Origin of the sequence: Rhizobium sp. 16-488-2b (assembly GCF_017741815.1) — a bacterium.
Lineage (GTDB): Bacteria > Pseudomonadota > Alphaproteobacteria > Rhizobiales > Rhizobiaceae > Rhizobium.
The window spans coordinates 1-16,649 of sequence record NZ_JAGHMF010000037.1 but is presented as its reverse complement, the minus strand read 5'-3'; the positions used below and the strand labels follow the sequence as shown (position 1 = coordinate 16,649).

The following is a 16,649-nucleotide window of genomic DNA, read 5'->3' as shown; positions in this document are numbered from 1 at the left end:
GAACGCGTTCAAGGTGATGTCCGTTCCTTGTGGTGCTCTGGGATGCTAGACGTCTGAGAGCCGAGTCGGGGGAGAAGGACATGCCGTTTTACAGAGTGACCTCTCACACCTTGCTAATCGAAGCAGACAATCCCGCAGAGGCTGCGATGAACGCCTACCGGATGTTCGAAGACCGGACGCCCACCAACTTTGAGGTTGTCGGGCCTGATACCGAGGTCAACGACATTCATCTCACTCTTGAACAACAAGAGCAGGCGATCACGATAGAATTCGCAAAGTGATCCGCGTTTTGGGCCTCCGGGTGCCGCGATCGCGGGGCTGGTGCCATGGTCACGCAAAGTAAGAGCCCAGTCCACCCTGCAAAACTGCAGTGGAACTGTCATCAGGCAATAGGTAAAATAATCCGCAAGACAGTAGGCGACCTGCTCCTCGATTCTCGAGCGAGCAAAGTTGTTAGCGGATACCGCAGGCAGTGCATGAGGGCGTTGGGAGAAATTATGGATCACGAGAGCAATGAGATAACCTCGGACATCGACTTGCGGCCCATTGTCGGACTGCTCTCGAAGGAGCCCGAGCACGTTATCGAAATCCTGACGGTCGATGCGATCAAGAAGCACCGGACGCTGGTCGATCGTGCCGAACGATTGTTCGAAATAGCGCACACAGATGACCGAGGCGGAGATAAAGAGCACAGTGAGGCTCATGTTGCCTATTTGGAGGCGACGATCGAAATGCACGCGCAGATGTCTGCGCTCACAACACTTCTCAACATCCTGGGCCGGACACCGGAGGTTTGATCAAATGAGGCCACGTCGAATTGCCTGCGCCACGAGCTGCGTATTGTTGCAAATGTCATAGCGACGTTTGGCCTCGGCGAGCGCGATGCGTACAGTATTGTATTTGACGTCCTCAATTTTGGCGGTGTCTTCGACCGTTTTCCCAAGCGAAAGCCAGCGCGTGTAGGTCGCCTCCTTCGGAGAGAGATAGAACGACTCTCGAATTGAAGGCGTCACCTTCAGCTGCTCGATGCGAGCATGTAGCTGCCCAACCGCGGACGACGCGGCGATCGGATCGATTTCCTCCCAACCTCTCAGAACCTTTTTCGGCGAGACGAAGTTGAGCACTGAAATTCCTCCATTGGAAATCGCAATCGGAATGGTGACGCCTGATCGGATCCCAAACTGCGATGCTGTCTCATAAAAGGTGTGATCCTCAGGCATAGCTCCGTCTTGCTGCGCTCCCGACCAGATAAAGGCGCGACGAGACTGCTGGGCTCGCTTGATGATCGGATGGCGCTGCTCCTGATCCAACTTTCGGCTTCGTTTCAGCCAATCCGGAGACAGGTTTGATATCACGTAAAAATCACCGGGCAGAAGTTTGGCGTAGTCGTAGCCGGAAAATTCGAACCGTTCTGCCAAGTCTGCCAGGGCGGTCTTTAACGTTGCCTCATCGTGTACAACAGCGCCGATCTCTAAAAGCCTCGCGACGAGTTGGTTCATCTTAGTCCCCTCCATTCAGTGCTGGTCCTCGGGTAGCGCGCCTCATCGCGACACCCCAGGACCTGAACGCACCTGCCTGACCTCGTTGCCGATGTTAAAGCTCTAACGCCAACTCAGCCTGAGGTTGATTCATTTACTCGCGCATGTCGATCACTCGCTATGCGTTTATGCAAAATTTATCCAACCTGAATTTGATAGTGGGTTATTGAGTGATTTGGCACGATGTAATATGAAGTGGCGCGAAACGAAACGAAATCAGAACTGGTAATCGATTGTTTCAGAACGGGAAATTATTTCTACCGCCGCCGAATGATGGCAGTGACTGGAAGGAATTGTTCAAGAAACTGGCCGCAGCGGGCGCAGGCAGAGCACTCGGTGAAGACGGGTTTCCAGCTGGCCCATGGACGCCAGAGCTGCTTGCCGAAGCAATCTCACACATCGATTCGAACCGCGTTGGGGTTGATCTGAGGACGGTTCAGCTTTGGTTTCAGGATAACGACAGGGGCATAAGCGCGGCAAACATTCGTTGGCTTGCGAGGGTTTTTGGATGCGATGATCCGGAAGCCACGGCGGCGTGCCAGCTTGAGCTAAGTGCGGCCCAGGCGCGCCTGCAAGCCAAAAGACGGCAGGCGAAAAAGGCGGACGGCCGTGCACCGGACCGTGCAGATGAGCCGCCGGGCCTTGCGGCCAACGACGAGGAGTTGTTATCGGTCGATGCGCATCTCGGCGTCGGTGCCGAACCAGGTCGGCAGAAACCGCGTTTCAGCCTAGCGCGACTATCTGAGGCCCTATTTAGCGGTGGGTCGCCTCTGAACTTGCCGGCATCTGTGTTTGCAGGCGCCTCCGCTCTCGGATTTCTCTCCTACATTGTTGGGATCCACAGCGCGGTGTACCTGCGCGCAGATAACGTGGCGAAAGAGGTTGGATTTCTTTGGGCGCCGAACTGGACCTTCCTGTTCATGGTGCTCCTGCCGCTGTTTTTCGCGCTGGTAACCGAGTTGCTCGCCTTCTGGACGAAGGAAGGACGCGTCGTGCTCTTGGCGGCCGCCGACAAAACCGCCGACGATGAGGGTTGGGCACGGAGTGTGGAGGCATCCTCCTCTTCCTATTGGGCGGTGTTCTTGATCTGCGTATTGTTCGCCGGTGTTTTCCAGTGGATTGGCGTGTGCCTGATCCCGCTTTTGGAAGGCAGCGCGGACTACGCGACAAGTTGGGGTACCCTGGCAACTGTGCGCCCAGACGTTATTTCGGTCCCGGTGTCGATCGGATTTACGGCCCTCGCTTACCTCTACATGAGCCTTTGCTTCTACCTGTTTTTTGCGGGCCTCATCCTGCTCCACACGATGGTCCATGATCTCAGGAAATTTGATGCGGAAGAGAAGGCGCTGCAGCGAGCTGTGTCGCATGACGGGGTTTACGAGCTCTGTTTCAGACTAATCCGCGGGATATTTCGTTGCACAATCGTAGGCCTTCTGGTCGCGTTGTGCATGAAAGCTCAGAGCTCTTATTTGACGTCAAATGCAAAGAATATCATCGACTGGTTGATCGGAGACATGTCGTCCGTGTTGGCAGGACGTGATGGAGCCAGCAACGGATTCCATTATCGGATGCCTACCCACTACAGCAGCCTGCTCGTCGCGGTTTCGGCGCTGCTCGTCTTTGTGTATGGCTCGATCTCCCTTCGAGGCATCGGTAGGCGATTTCGCATATCTCTCTGGAAGATGGTCACCGTCGTGGCATTGCTGTTTGCAAGTTACCTCCTGATAGATGCGTTCGTCGGTTTCTCCGTCATTTTGATCATTGGGGTGCTGGCCGCGGTTTATGGCCTCATTGATCCGGGGCAGGAGCGGGTGATAGAAATGGGAAGCGAACAACGTGTACCTTAGCTGGCTTGATCGGTGGGATGAACAGCGCGCGAAACGTGGCGAAGACGGCAAGGCAATAGAGAGTTTCGCTCTGGGTGCAGAGCTGGCCTTTCCAGGTGAGCGCATCGGCAACATCCGTGAATTTTGTGCCCGTGCAGAGCAAGCCTCCGCCGATCCGACGTTTTTTGAGGAGCATGAGCGCGCCGATCATGCTTTCGAGGTCAGCGATGGTTGGGCCAGATTTCCATCGGGGACCGTCACCGATGTTGCAGAAAACAATATCGTCTGGGCGAAAATCACCAAAAGCGGCTCTTTCGACAAGGCACTGGTGATCTTTCACCATTGGAATGCTCGCACTCGAAACGCGCAGATTGCCGGCTTTTTCTCACGGCGCGGCATCACGGTTGTCGAGATCGCGATGCCCTATCACTTCGAGCGCAGTCGTCCCGGTTCTTTGCACGCAGATTACATGCTGAGCGCAAACCTTGGTCGAACGATCCAAGCCATGAGACAGGCCGTGTTTGACGGAAGAAAGCTCATCGGCTGGCTGAAAGGCGAGGGCTATCGAGAAATCTCGGTCCTCGGAATGAGCCTCGGTTCTTGGGTCGCTGGGTTGATTGCAGCGCATGATGCGAACGTCTCGAAAGCTTCGCTCTTTCTAACGGGCGGAAGCCTCGCGGATATGGTTTGGATGGGTCGAGCGACACGATCTATCAGAAGTAGCCTTGAGCCGGAAATCGAGTTGGCTGATCTCAGGCAAGCATGGGGTCTGCTCAATCTCGAAAACTACGCGCATCGATTGGCGCGACAGGATCTCGATATCCAGATGGTGCTGGCCAGAAGAGACACGGTTGTGATGCCGGAGCTGTCGGAGAGCCTGTCACGTAGTTTGACGAACGCCGGCGGCCGACCGAAAATTCAAACGCTTAACTGTGGCCACTATTCCCTCGGTAGGCTGCCATATATCTTGTATGCTGGCTTGAGCTTGAAACGGTTTCTGTCTTGAGTGAACTAATTCCTGGCGGACGAAAAATGAACGTTTGCAGCGTGTCGGCGTTACCATCTCGTCTCTTCGCCAAGCCGGCTTGGTTTGCGCTCTTGCGGGAATCCATGTAATAAACTTCGGAAGTTAGCTCAGGAGGGCCTCGACGATGACAGACATTCAGCTGGAGGCTCTTATTGCGCTTATGGAAAAGCGGGCTGAGGACGCCACCAAGTCTCCGGACGATGCACGCCGTCATCTCATGGATGCTGGCATTGTGGCTGCCGATGGCACGCTCGCACCAGAATATGCGCCCGACGACGACGCTGAGGAAGCGGCCGCCGCTTGAGTTCCAATTATCCAGCATACGTACTGGGCTATCACGGCTGTGACAGGGGCGTCGGCATGGCCGCGCTTACCGGTGCATCACCCCTTCTCCCAAGTGAAAAGGCGTATGACTGGCTCGGATCCGGTATCTATTTTTGGGAAAACGATCCTGAGCGTGCGCTTGAATGGGCGACGCAAAAAGCTGAATCTGGCGCCTACGAAGAGCCTTTCGTGCTCGGGGCAATTATCGATCTTGGCAATTGCCTCGATCTCATTACCCGCAAGTACGTCCCTCTCATCCAGACCAGCTATCGCATGCTGAGGAGCCAGATCGAGGCGACTGGCGGGAAAATGCCCGTGAATTCCGATGCCAGAGGCGACAAGAATTCCGACAAACTGGTTCGGAAGCTGGATTGCGCCGTTATCAACTATGTCCACGAGATCGCCAAGGAAGCCACCCTTCCGGCATTCGACACGGTTCGAGGGCTATTCCCCGAAGGTGATGAAATCTACGATGGCGCTCGCTTTCACGAGCGTACCCATACGCAGATCGCTGTTCGCAATGATGCCTGCATTAAGGGGTTCTTCCTTCCGCGGGGCGAAGCGCCAGCACTGACTTTCCCGGCGTCGCCCTAACGCTCATTCATTGGCAACGCTCGTTATTTCTGACCGCCAATCCTCGACAGATCGATCCTGATACTTGCCCCATCGATATCGCTTGTGTTTGGCGGTTCGGACTCACTTCCTGCCGGAGCGGGGTCAGCAGGCTCTTCCTCCACGCCCTTCGCCTTGCTGTCCACCTCGGGAACTGCGCCCCCCGGATCCGCGGCTTGAAACACGCCTTGGCCGTCGAACTGGCCCGTGTTCCAGGCGTAGACCGCATCGTCGAAGATCTGCGGAAACACCGCTGCGCTCGTGGGGTTGCCATACCATTTTCTGACGATCCGAAGGATCTTGGCGAACATCGCAGATCCCTTGCGCAGGTTCTCGCAGGGCTCGACCAGATCGGACGTGATCTCGGAGCTGTCTTTCACGCCCACACCGGCCGGGAATTGCGTCACCCCGACACGGACCACCGCCTGACCGACATACTGCCGGACGATACCCATCGTCTCGTCGGGGGTTTTCGGCTTGGGAACGAGGATGAGGCGGCCACCCGATTTGACGGTGACGGCGAGTGGGTCGTCGGAGCCGACCGCGGCGACAAACTGCTCGATGATAGCTGGCTTGAGCACCGGATCGGCGCACTGCTTGATAAAGGCCGGGTCCATGATGTGGGCTCCAGGATCAGATGTTGAAGGACATAACGAGAGGTTTATCGAACAGACGTGCCCAGGCTTCGGTGGTGGCGCGCTGAATGGCGGCGATAGAGGTTCCCTTCGTCCACCAGTCGTTTCCGACGGCAATGACGAGATCAGGGTCATGAAGCATGGACTGCAAGACGGGCCAGATTATCAGCTGCTCGTAGCAGATGAGCGGAGCGACGCGCTGGCCGCCGACGAACACGACGGGATTTGCGACAAAGTGTGCTCTAGCTCCACCGGTCTTTCCGATCACCGGCAACCAGGGTTGCCACATCGAGCCCGGCACGGGCATGCGTTCCCGATAAAGGATCTCGCTTTCGGTGGCCGACACGCGAACAAGCACGTTGTCATATCCTTCCGCATCGACGACGGTCGCGCCGGCGATGACGCTCATATCGGTCCCGGCAAGCTGCTGCCGCCAAAGGTGTTCGACCGATGGCGTCCAGAACCCGAGAACACTTTCAGGCAGGAGCATGGTGGCGACATCCGGCCGGCGCTGTAACCGCAGCGTTGCAGCAAGGTCACTATGCCGAGCAAGACTGGTATCGCGACCGAGAGTATTTCCGAGCTGCAGGTCGACGCCCAGCCAGTCCCGCCCTATCTCGGGAGCGGTCCAGAATGCGGCGGACCAGAGCCAGAAACCTACGAGGGTCATGGCCGCAGCCGGTCTAAATTGCGTCGTCATGATCGCGAGACCGGCTGTGACTGCCGCAAGTCCGGCCCAGCCCCATCCTGGAAAGAGTATGCCTGCGGCGGTGATCGGATGAGCCCATCCGACAATCCCGAAGGGCGGTATGGCCATGAGCACCATCGCGATCGCATATCGCACTGCTTTCCAGATGCCGGAATGGCGGGACCACAGCACCGCATGCACGAAAACGAAGCCGCTCGAGGCGACAAGCCACAAGAGCAATCCCGGCCAAATATCCGATTGATAGAAGGATGCCACGCCTTGCGGAAGACCACGCGACGCCGCCAGAAAATAGCCCGCCGAAACCAGACCAGCGGTCCGGCGACTGTGCGCCACCGACCAAAGCGCCGGAAACGCGATTGCTGCGGGAATCGCCAATGCGTTTCCGCTCCAGGCGATATAGCCAGTCGCCGCAGAGGCCATGGCGAGGAAAAGCGATCGGAGCCAATCAGGGCGCATAGGTAAGCACCTGCATTGCAAAGCCGAGAACGCCAGAGCCCGGGACCGGCCCGAAGTATCGAGAGTCCCAGGATCCTGGGAATGGCGAATGCAGAAAGACGAAACCGGACGGAACCGTCCCGCCTTCATATGGATGCAACGGTCGCCCTTGGCCGTCACGAGACACAAGGTTCGAGTTGGCAATCGGCCGTCCATCGATCGTGACGGCGCCCGCGGTCTCGATGCGCTGCCCGCCTAGTGCAGCCACCGTTTTGATGAGAGGGCCAAAGCTGCCCGGGCACAGGCCCGAGCGAAGGTAACCTCGCTCGAATCCTTCCAAGATGGCGTCGGTCTCTGGCGGGCAGACGAACACCATGTCGCCGACCTGAACCGGGCGATCGAGGGGTGCGACACGCCAAAGGCCTAGCGGCTCGCTGGGCGTGGTATTGATCCGAAGGCCACCAATGACGCCGCCGATAGTTACTGCGAGCGCAAGGCTGCATGAAACCGCGAGGAGAGCGATGGCCGGGCGCCTTTGGCGGACAACTGCCGAGGCAGGGGTCAGGTGAGACATCATTTGAGGGACAACCCTTTTGTCTGGGTCTGCCGCAGGGTTTCCGCCTGCTTAAGAGCCACCGCTGTTCGCTCATGCGCCGCCAACTGCTGGACGGTGCGGATCGCGTCCCAGGCGGACCGTAGCTCTTGTCTCTGCGCCGGCTGCATGCCCGCGGATGCTGCCTCGAAGGCCTTCCCGTCCGCGGTCTTTGCAGCAAGCGGTAGGAAGGTTCTTTCGCCGAAGCGCGCCGACACGGCTTTGGCAAATCCTTCGAGCTCGGCCTTCACCATCTTGTCCGCCAAGGCAAACTCAAGACCGGCGGGGATATCATTTCGATCAATCGCATCGCGCACGCGCTCAAGCACCTGCTTTGCCGATGCGGAGAGGGCAGGGATATCGAGCGAGAGCTTGGTGCGGACCGCGCGCTCCTCCTCCTCGTAGCGGCTGGCCGCCTCCGCCCGTTTCGCGATGAAGCCCTGCAGATCGCGAGCAAGGGCCGGCGCGTTGACGAGTGCGGTATCGCGCGCCTGCTTCTCGGCGCTTCCTGCAAACAGGCCGGTCTTGCCCTTGAGCGCGCCGAAACTTTCCGGGCGCTCTGCAATCCGCACAATCGTCGTTGCTGCTACTGTCTGGTTCGACAGCATGGCGTCGACGTTGACGGCCTTGAAGGCGGCCTGCGGATCCGCAAAGACGTGATGGAAGCGGGCGGAGATCTCCTGCCAACTGTCCTTCAGGCCGGGGTCTGCCGAGAGCCTGTCTTCGACCGCCTGACCGACGGATCGGGGGAAGGTCGTCGTACCTGAGACCATGGGTTTTACCTCCTTGATTGCAGACGGTGTCGATCCGGCCATTCTCGCACTGCCCAGGCCGAGCTTTGCCGCTGCGGCGACGAGACGCGCGCCAAGCTCGGTGAGTTTCGATGATTGGCGGACCGTCCATTGAAGGCGGTCATGTGCGATGGTGCGGGCGACATTCATGAGATGGAGGCCACGCGCCTCGGCAAAGCGCAGCGCAGCGCGATAGTGCGAAGCATCTTGATAGTCGAGCGTCGTTTCCTTCAATCCGGCACGCGAGAGCCGCTCATGGAGGCGGGCCATCGCCAGCTCCTCGACGGGCACGACCTTCCAGGAATTGCGGTCAACCTCTTTGCCATCAGGGAGCGTGACGCGTTGCGATCCGAGGTGTTTGAGCCCGATGCGATCACCGATCTCGGCTTTCGATTCCTCCATCGCCCGCGCGAGATCGACACCCCAGACGGTGCGCTCCTGACCATCAGAATAACCGAGCGTCACGTAATAGCTGTCCCGGTTGCCCGGCTTGTGTTCGTAAGGTGCTTCACCATGGGCGATCAGTACGCCGCCGCGCCGTTGCGCCAACTCTTCCAGGCCGACATAGAGTTCGGCCGTTTCGCGATGGCGGGTCAAGGCGACATAGGTGAGATGCCGATCCAGTGTGCTCGACGCCAGTACCTTGACGCGATCGACGGTGGCGCCCTGGCTCTTGTGGACCGTGGTGGCGTAGCCGTGATCGACATTGGCGTAGAAGCGTTGTTCGACCACGACCTGGCGTCTATCCTCGCCGCTGCCAATCTCAGCAACGATGCGCCCTGGCTGGGCCTCGACGACACGCGCCAACATGCCGTTCTTGACGCCGAGCGATCCCTCATTTTTCAGGAATACGATCTGATCGCCGGCCGCAAAATGCCTCGTTCCGTCTTCCGTCTTGAACCCATGGCCGGCCTCGATCACGCCTCGCTCAACCAGCTTGCCGCGCGCCATCTCGTTCAGCAGACGCACGTCGACACGGCGATGGGCGAGGATCAGGGTCGCCTTGGCCGGATCGTATTCGCGGTTCCAGTCTGCAATCAAGGAAGTGATCGCCTCTTCCCTGGTCCAGGCGGTCCGCACCATATCGCGCTGCCCATAGGCGTCGAGCGCGGCCGAGACGTTTCCGCGCGCCAGATCGAGCGAAGCATCGCGCATCCATTGTTCGCGTTGGCGGTAGATCGTCCCGAGTTCCGCATAGCCGATCCGCTCGGAGATGGCGCGGAAGGCGGCACCGGCTTCGATTGGCTGAAGCTGTTCAGGATCCCCGATCAGGACGAGTTTTGCCCCCGTCTTCGTGACAGCATCTACGAAGCCCGCCATCTGCCGTGACGAGACCATGCCCGCCTCATCGAGAACGAAGATGGACTTTTCATCGAGCCGGTCTCGCTGCTGATCCCATCGGAGCTCCCAGGCCGAAAGCGTGCGGGAGGCAATGCCCGCTTCCTTTTCCAGACCCTCGGCCGCCTTGCCCGCAAGCGCGCCACCGACGACGCGATATCCCGCCGCTTCCCAGGCTTCGCGCGCCGCCTTCATCATCGTCGTCTTGCCGGCGCCGGCGCGCCCGATCACGGCGGTGATCCGCTCCGGACCAGCGACATGTTCGATCGCGGTTTTCTGCTCATCCGACAGGCGGTCATGGCTAGAGAAGACGCCGTTCAGGACCGATGTCTTGACGGCATGAGAGGATCGCTGCGACAACCAGATCGCCTGATCGGCCATCCGCGCTTCAACGGTGATGAGATCACGTGTCGTGTACTTCGCCGCAGCCCTGACGCCAGTGACAAGATCCATACGCTCACGGTCGAGCCGCAGCGTCTGCGGGCTCTGCAGGATCCGTGCCATCAGGTTCTGGAAGAGCGCCGCATCGTCGATGTAGCGATAGAGGATCTTGGCGACATCGCGTTCCTCGAAGACGCTCTTCTCCCGGGTGATCAGATCAAGCACGATCTCAGGATTGCGCTGGATCCGACGGGCGTTCTCCGCGCGCCTCTCTTGCTGCAGCTCCACCCGCTCGAGCGCGACCTTCTCTTCCCCGGCGTCGCCTTTCCGTTCGATCGCCTTCGTCCCGACGCCGAGATGGATGGTCGGTGTCAGCTCGATCCCTTGCTTCTCGAAGGAGCGGCCATCGATGCGGATATCGAGACCGGCGAGCGCCAGATGCTGGTTCTGGATCGCAAACCAGCCATCGCGGAAAGCGTTGAAATCGTCGGCGCCACCCGCCCAAAGCCCGTAGACGATCTTGCCGGCATCGTTGCGAACCGGATTGCCGTCAGCTCCCAAGACCGCGACCTTCTTGGCGCCGAACCCGTCCTCGGTCAGCGGCCGCAAAGTGGTCATCAGATGGATATGCGGATTGCCGGGAGCATCGTGAAACACCCAGTCGGCGACCATGCCCTTGGCGGTGATGTGCCGCTCGACGAAGTCACGCACAACGGCGATGTTCTGAGCAGCGGTCAGCTCGATCGGCAGGGCAATGGTCACATCCTTGGCGAGCTGCGCATCGCTGCGTTTTTCGAAGGCCTCGACCTTGTTCCAGAAGGCTTCCGAGGCGCCGGAGACGGAACGATCAGCGATCATTTCCTGCAGCCATTCCGGTGCGTCTTCCGGGATGACAAACTCCTCATGCAGCAGCCCCTGCTTGCGGGAATAGTCGATCGTGCGGGCTTCCCGGTCGAATTCCATCTTGGCGCAATGCCGGTAGGCCGCCGACAGCACAGCGCTGCGGCCGGAGCCACGGGCAACGATGTTGACTGAGAAATGCGGGACGGCCACGACGAGTACGAGCTCCTAAGATCGAACGAAATCTAACTGTTCGTCGGGAGCGGAAGGCCCCGCCAGGGGCTAAAAGCAAAGCGTCGCGTCAGCGACGTATAATTGCGCCCTTCGGATCCGCTCCTTCGGAACGGCGGGATCATTCGCCGAAAGCTGGCGCTTTGGCGAGGTGCAACATTGCACCTTTCCAGCGGGAGAAAATTCGGGGCAAGGTTCGGTTTCATAGGAATGGAAGCCACGAGGAAGCGAAGCCCATGAAGAAGCCCACCGCCAAAATCCGCGAAGAGATTGCTCGCTTGCAGGAGCAGCTCAAGCAGGCCGAAACACGTGACGCCGAGCGCATCGGTCGCATCGCGCTACGTGCGGGGATCGGGGAGATCGAGATCGAAGAGGCTGATCTGCTGTCGGCATTTGAAGAGGTCGCCGTCCGGTTTCGCGGAGAAACGAAACCCGCACCGAGCCGCAAACCCACGACGACGCCGCCGAACGGCGCTGGCGAGATTGCGGGCCAATCTGCTGAGGCTTGAGCGAATGCAGAAATTGACGGCGACCGAGGCCCGCAAGAAGGACGCGCGGGAGAAGATCGAGCTTGGCGGCCTGATCGTCAAGGCCGGCCTGCGCTATGAGAAGCGGGCGCTGCTGCTCGGGCTTCTGATCGATGCCGGCACACGGATCAAATCTGACGAGGCGGAACGAACCCGTCTGAGTGAACTCGGCGCGAAGGCATTTGCCGATGACACCTAAGCGGATCTTCGTCGCTGCCATTCCAGCCTTGGCAATGCTGGCAATTGCGCTGTTCCTTCCCGGCATCGAACGGTGGCTCGCCGCGTTCGGAACGACGGACCAGGCAAAGCTGATGCTCGGGCGGATCGGACTGGCATTGCCCTATGCGCTGGCCGGCGCCTGCGGTCTCCTGTTCCTCTTCGGAACTAGGGGATCGATCAACGTCAAGGCCGCCGGTTGGAGCGTCGCCGCGGGCGGCCTCGGCGTGATCGTCGTCGCGGCGATCAGGGAGGGATCGCGCCTGCTGACGTTTGCCGGCCAGGTCCCCGCGGGACGGACGCTTGCGTCCTATGCCGATCCTTCGACCATGGCAGGAGCGGGTGCTGCATTGCTCACCACATTCTTCGCCCTGCGCGTCGCCAGGATGGGCAATGCGGCCTTTTCGCGAAGCGAGCCGCGACGCATTCGCGGCAAACGCGCCCTGCACGGAGAAGCGGACTGGATGACGATGCAGGAGGCGGAGAAGCTTTTCGCGGAAGCGGGTGGCATCGTCATCGGCGAGCGTTATCGTGTCGACCGAGACGATCCAGCAGCAACATCGTTTCGACCGGGCGAACCCACGACCTGGGGCAAGGGTGGCTCCGTGCCGCTCTTGTGTTTCGACGGCTCGTTCGGCTCATCGCATGGGATCGTCTTCGCCGGTTCGGGTGGTTTCAAGACGACGTCTGTCACAGTGCCAACCGCGCTCAAATGGGGCGGCTCGCTTGTCGTGCTTGACCCATCCAACGAGGTGGCACCGATGGTCATGGGGCACCGGCGCAAAGCGGGCCGGCGCGTCATCATCCTCGACCCGAAGAATGCTGGTTCTGGCTTTAACGCGCTTGACTGGATCGGTCGTCACGGCAGCACCAAGGAAGAGGATATCGCGGCCGTCGCATCGTGGATCATGAGCGACAGCGGACGCGCGACCGGCGTCCGCGACGACTTCTTCCGCTCATCCGGACTACAGCTACTGACCGCGATGATCGCTGATGTCTGCCTGTCCGGACATACGAATGTGGAGCACCAGACATTGCGGCAGGTTCGTACCAATCTGTCGGAGCCAGAGCCAAAGCTTCGCGCACGCCTGCAGGAGATCTACGACAATTCAGCGTCGGCTTTCGTCAAGGAGAATGTCGCCGCCTTCGTCAACATGACGCCGGAGACCTTCTCCGGTGTCTACGCCAACGCGATCAAGGAAACGCACTGGCTGAGCTATGCGAACTACGGCGCGCTGGTGTCGGGCTCGAGCTTCTCCACCGAGGCGCTGGCCGATGGCGAGACCGACGTCTTCATCAATATCGACCTCAAGACGTTGGAGACCCATTCCGGCCTCGCGCGCGTCATCATCGGCTCCTTCCTCAACGCGATCTACAATCGGGATGGAGCGATCAAAGGCCGCGCGCTCTTTCTCCTCGATGAAGTCGCAAGGCTCGGTTACATGCGGGTGCTGGAGACGGCGCGCGATGCTGGTCGGAAGTACGGCATCACGCTAACGATGATCTACCAGTCGATCGGACAATTGCGGGAGACCTATGGCGGGCGCGACGCGTCCAGCAAGTGGTTCGAGAGCGCCAGCTGGATCTCGTTCGCCGCGATCAACGACCCGGAAACCGCCGACTATATCTCGCGCCGATGCGGAACGACCACGGTCGAGATCGACCAGGTCAGTCGCAGTTTTCAATCGCGCGGGTCGTCACGAACTCGCTCGAAGCAGCTTGCCTCCAGGCAGTTGATCCAGCCGCACGAAGTGCTGCGCATGCGTGCTGACGAGCAGATCGTGTTTACCGCGGGGAATGCGCCTTTGCGATGCGGTCGCGCGATCTGGTTCCGCCGATCGGACATGAAGGAGTGCGTCAGAGAGAACAGGTTTCAGCAGCGAGAGACGAGCGCGGATGTTCCGGTTTCGCCTGAAGCAATCTGACCGCAAGAGGATCCGGCAATGCGATATTGGGAAGCCTGTGAGGCGCAAGTTCCGGCTGAAGACGCGATCGAGGAGTGCCGCATCCACGATGTGGTGGCTGCGGTCCGCGACGATGACAGGGCATTGGTCGATGTAGGCACCGGAGAGATCATTGCTCATGCAGACGAGGAGGGAGAATACTATGGCGCGGATATCCTCGGTTATCTCGGCTACTAAGCCATGGTTTTGCCTGGTTCAAAAGATCGCACCTTGGCGAACGAGGGTTTTAGTTGGCCGCCACCCGTCGATATGCCCGACTTGCAAATCCCGGTCACATCACCTTTGATCGCATTCCCAACAGGAGTCGGAATATGACGAACTGGAGAAAAGACTGGTACTCCATCATGGGGCCGATCTGGATTTGGGTGATCTTCATCATTTTCACGCCCTTCTTCGTGATGCTTATCATCGTCAATGCAGACGTTTTGCCCAACGTTGTCCAGGTTGCAGTTCAGTCGGTATGTTACGCAATGACAATCGTCCTTGCCCCACTGGCAGGCCTGTTCGACATTGCGCCGCCCTACGTCGCAAAGAAGGAAATAGACTGGCGCAATCGAAACTCCGACGAGCTCTTCGAAAATGAAGTTTCGTGGGAGGTCACGCCGTTTTTACCTCCTGTCCTTGATCGCATCCGATCGACAACCGGCAAGAAGTGGAAGGCGGTAGATCGACGAACGTCCAAGGTGAAAGCGAACCAAACGTCACCCGTGTCCACGGGTTCGAATTAGCTCGATCTTAGCGAGTTGCAGGCGCTAGCACCGAGGAGTTCAAGATCGATTAGTTCGTTATCGCCCGGTCGAAGTTCCGGTTCGATTGCGCCCGCGAGAGGATCGTGGCCCGAATGGGCGGAGACCGCTTGCGGGCTTCGTTCGCCGTGGCGAATAGAGCCGTACGCCGAAGGCGGATCGCCCAAGGCCCAACGTTTCGGACGCTTCACCAGATTGAATCGATCACACCGAACCGATTCACATTTGTCGTTGGACCGAGGACTCAGCACGCGCGATTCTCAGTCATGATCGCTCAACCCTACCAACTCTATGTCGAACGCACGGACCGCGCCAAGAACATGGCCCGCTACTATGCGATGTCGATCGATGCCAATCTGTTCGGTGAACTCTGCCTTACCCGTCGATGGGGACGGATTGGCAGCAAGGGGCAGACATTGATCCACCACTTTGAACGGGAGAAAGACGCGGTTTCTCTCTTCCTTGAACTGACCCGGCAGAAGCGCGCTCGCGGCTATCGAACCCTATCATCAGCTGCCCACGAATCTGATAGCAGGGCTCATTCAACCAAAATCGAACTTGAGACAATCCGTTGAAACGAACCCTGAGCGGCGTGACCTCTGTCGCAATCATTCTCAATGCAATATCGCTTGTTTCGCCGGTCCAAGCAGCACAGCTCACCATCACCACGACATTCGCAAAGTGCTCCTACGGCGTCCGAAAAAACTGTGTCGTGGACGGTGACACTCTTTGGATCAATGGCGAAAAGGTGAGGGTTGCCGATATCGACACCCCTGAGATCAGCACCCCGAAATGCTCCTCCGAACTCGCGCTCGGAAACCGCGCCACACGCCGCCTGATCGAGCTCGTCAATGAGGGACCATTCCAGCTTCAGGCGTGGCCGGGACGCGATACGGATCGCTACGGCCGCAAGCTGCGGGTGCTGGTCCGAGACGGAAGGAGCCTCGGCGACCGCCTTGTCTCGGAAGGCCTGGCCCGCACCTGGTCGGGACGGCGAGAGCCCTGGTGCTAAAAATCGGCCCGCCTGAGCGGGCCGGTGGCGCCTTACGGGCGCCGGTTCCAGTCGGTCTCGAAGTTCACTTCGATGTCGACGAAGAAGGGGATCTTGATCGCGACCTTCAGGCCGAGTTTTCCCTTGCGGAAGAAGTGACAAACGATCTTGCCGAGAGTGCGAAGACGGCGGCCGGTGGCAGTGAGGAACTTGGCGAGCTGTTGCATGATGGATCTCCTGTGATTGCGTTTCATCGCGGGGATGAGATTGCGGATCGGGAAGGAGTGCTGCACCGTGGGACCCCATTGCGCTTGCGCAATGGGAAGGCGCGAACGGCCGCAGCGCAGCGAAGGACCTGAGGGCGACCGAATTTTGACTCGCGAGGAAGCCGCAGGCGGGGAAAATTCTGGTGGCATCAGGTTGCTGCAGGACGATCGATCCGCACCATCCCTGATGTCGATGAAATGAGATCGCAGGAGAACTGCGATAGCCGGAAATGGAACGGCGGTGTCGGTCGTCCCTCAGTACGGAGGCTCCCGATCGACGGTCTCGACCTGCAGGTGGACGGCCGCCGCACGCTCTGCCTGGGCGAACTCCAGCTCGGTCTGGATCTGGCGACGCTCTTCGGCGTCGCATGCGTTGCGGAGCTCGGCCCGCAGTTCCTCGATCTGGATCTCAATGTCGTAGGTCATCGTCTGATCTCCTTGTGTGTGAAAGACGACGCCACCAGCCGGGAGCGGATGGCGGGGTCAGGGATCGCGCCAGCGACCGGCAGGGCCGGGGAGTGGGGGAGCCGATTTTCGGAAGGCGCCGCAGGCGGCTGGAGAAAATTGATGATGTGGACGGCCCTCCGAACCCGTCGCGCGAGATGCTAAGATCATTCTGCGCAACTCAGAGAAGGAACCGTGTCATGACTTTCGAGAAGA

General features: G+C 59.3%; 20 protein-coding genes. 13 read left to right on the top strand and 7 right to left on the bottom strand.

Features of this window, described 5'->3' with window-relative positions; genetic code table 11:
- The first annotated feature begins 80 nt into the window (after positions 1–80).
- Positions 81–281: a hypothetical protein gene (locus J5286_RS28925; RefSeq protein ID WP_209193431.1), complete on the top strand. Its 201-nt coding sequence runs from the start codon at positions 81–83 to the stop codon at positions 279–281.
- A gap of 216 nt (positions 282–497) precedes the next feature.
- Positions 498–797 (top strand): transcriptional repressor TraM, encoded by a 300-nt coding sequence (locus tag J5286_RS28920; RefSeq protein WP_209193430.1) that lies wholly within the window; start codon positions 498–500, stop codon positions 795–797.
- Here J5286_RS28920 and J5286_RS28915 read toward each other — a convergent pair whose 3' ends face one another.
- Positions 798–1,499 carry an autoinducer binding domain-containing protein gene (locus J5286_RS28915; RefSeq protein ID WP_209193429.1) on the bottom strand — a complete coding sequence of 234 codons (702 nt, stop codon included), beginning with the start codon at positions 1,497–1,499 and terminating at the stop codon, positions 798–800.
- A 272-nt stretch (positions 1,500–1,771) separates the two neighbouring features.
- On the opposite strand from J5286_RS28915, the gene J5286_RS28910 reads away from it, so the two are divergent.
- The 4 genes from J5286_RS28910 to J5286_RS28895 all read left to right on the top strand — a co-directional run bounded on the left by J5286_RS28910 (position 1,772) and on the right by J5286_RS28895 (position 5,309).
- Positions 1,772–3,385, top strand: coding sequence for an RcgA family putative transporter (locus tag J5286_RS28910; RefSeq protein WP_209215399.1), 1,614 nt, complete (start codon positions 1,772–1,774; stop codon positions 3,383–3,385).
- Positions 3,375–4,370, top strand: coding sequence for an alpha/beta fold hydrolase (locus J5286_RS28905; protein ID WP_209193427.1), 996 nt, complete (start codon positions 3,375–3,377; stop codon positions 4,368–4,370). The genes J5286_RS28910 and J5286_RS28905 overlap by 11 nt, the downstream gene beginning before the upstream one ends.
- Before the next feature lie 145 nt (positions 4,371–4,515).
- The gene (locus J5286_RS28900) at positions 4,516–4,695 is read left to right on the top strand and encodes a hypothetical protein (protein ID WP_209193426.1); all 180 of its coding nucleotides are present in this window, start codon (positions 4,516–4,518) and stop codon (positions 4,693–4,695) included.
- A gap of 56 nt (positions 4,696–4,751) precedes the next feature.
- Positions 4,752–5,309, top strand: coding sequence for a hypothetical protein (locus tag J5286_RS28895; protein ID WP_245206642.1), 558 nt, complete (start codon positions 4,752–4,754; stop codon positions 5,307–5,309).
- Positions 5,310–5,332: 23 nt separating this feature from the next.
- On the opposite strand, the gene J5286_RS28890 is transcribed toward J5286_RS28895, so the two are convergent.
- From J5286_RS28890 to traA, 4 genes are read right to left on the bottom strand one after another with little or no spacing between them, the layout of a single operon-like run.
- A complete protein-coding gene (locus J5286_RS28890) occupies positions 5,333–5,947 on the bottom strand; it encodes a TraH family protein (protein WP_209193477.1) in 615 nt (204 codons plus the stop codon).
- A 13-nt stretch (positions 5,948–5,960) separates the two neighbouring features.
- Positions 5,961–7,127 (bottom strand): conjugal transfer protein TraB, encoded by a 1,167-nt coding sequence (locus J5286_RS28885; protein ID WP_209193424.1) that lies wholly within the window; start codon positions 7,125–7,127, stop codon positions 5,961–5,963.
- A complete protein-coding gene (traF, locus tag J5286_RS28880) occupies positions 7,117–7,683 on the bottom strand; it encodes a conjugative transfer signal peptidase TraF (RefSeq protein ID WP_209193423.1) in 567 nt (188 codons plus the stop codon). The genes J5286_RS28885 and traF overlap by 11 nt, the downstream gene beginning before the upstream one ends.
- Positions 7,680–11,261 (bottom strand): Ti-type conjugative transfer relaxase TraA, encoded by a 3,582-nt coding sequence (gene traA, locus J5286_RS28875; protein WP_209193422.1) that lies wholly within the window; start codon positions 11,259–11,261, stop codon positions 7,680–7,682. Before traA ends, traF begins: the two co-directional genes overlap by 4 nt.
- Positions 11,262–11,515: 254 nt before the next feature.
- On the opposite strand from traA, the gene traC reads away from it, so the two are divergent.
- The 7 genes from traC to J5286_RS28840 all read left to right on the top strand — a co-directional run bounded on the left by traC (position 11,516) and on the right by J5286_RS28840 (position 15,744).
- On the top strand, positions 11,516–11,788 hold the full coding sequence (gene traC / locus J5286_RS28870) for a conjugal transfer protein TraC (RefSeq protein ID WP_209193421.1): 273 nt from the start codon (positions 11,516–11,518) through the stop codon (positions 11,786–11,788).
- 4 nt (positions 11,789–11,792) lie between these two features.
- Positions 11,793–12,005, top strand: a complete 213-nt coding sequence (gene traD, locus J5286_RS28865; protein WP_209193420.1) for a conjugal transfer protein TraD — start codon at positions 11,793–11,795, stop codon at positions 12,003–12,005.
- On the top strand, positions 11,995–13,947 hold the full coding sequence (traG, locus tag J5286_RS28860; protein WP_209193419.1) for a Ti-type conjugative transfer system protein TraG: 1,953 nt from the start codon (positions 11,995–11,997) through the stop codon (positions 13,945–13,947). Before traD ends, traG begins: the two co-directional genes overlap by 11 nt.
- Before the next feature lie 18 nt (positions 13,948–13,965).
- Positions 13,966–14,163 carry a hypothetical protein gene (locus tag J5286_RS28855; RefSeq protein WP_209193418.1) on the top strand — a complete coding sequence of 66 codons (198 nt, stop codon included), beginning with the start codon at positions 13,966–13,968 and terminating at the stop codon, positions 14,161–14,163.
- A 134-nt stretch (positions 14,164–14,297) separates the two neighbouring features.
- On the top strand, positions 14,298–14,714 hold the full coding sequence (locus J5286_RS28850) for a hypothetical protein (protein WP_209193417.1): 417 nt from the start codon (positions 14,298–14,300) through the stop codon (positions 14,712–14,714).
- A gap of 284 nt (positions 14,715–14,998) precedes the next feature.
- Positions 14,999–15,307 (top strand): WGR domain-containing protein, encoded by a 309-nt coding sequence (locus J5286_RS28845; RefSeq protein WP_209193416.1) that lies wholly within the window; start codon positions 14,999–15,001, stop codon positions 15,305–15,307.
- Positions 15,304–15,744, top strand: coding sequence for a thermonuclease family protein (locus J5286_RS28840; protein WP_209193415.1), 441 nt, complete (start codon positions 15,304–15,306; stop codon positions 15,742–15,744). The genes J5286_RS28845 and J5286_RS28840 overlap by 4 nt, the downstream gene beginning before the upstream one ends.
- A 32-nt stretch (positions 15,745–15,776) precedes the next feature.
- On the opposite strand, the gene J5286_RS28835 is transcribed toward J5286_RS28840, so the two are convergent.
- Complete coding sequence (locus J5286_RS28835; RefSeq protein ID WP_209193414.1) at positions 15,777–15,950, bottom strand: hypothetical protein; 174 nt, start codon at positions 15,948–15,950, stop codon at positions 15,777–15,779.
- A 294-nt stretch (positions 15,951–16,244) separates the two neighbouring features.
- A complete protein-coding gene (locus J5286_RS28830; RefSeq protein ID WP_209193413.1) occupies positions 16,245–16,415 on the bottom strand; it encodes a hypothetical protein in 171 nt (56 codons plus the stop codon).
- Positions 16,416–16,649: the final 234 nt, after the last annotated feature.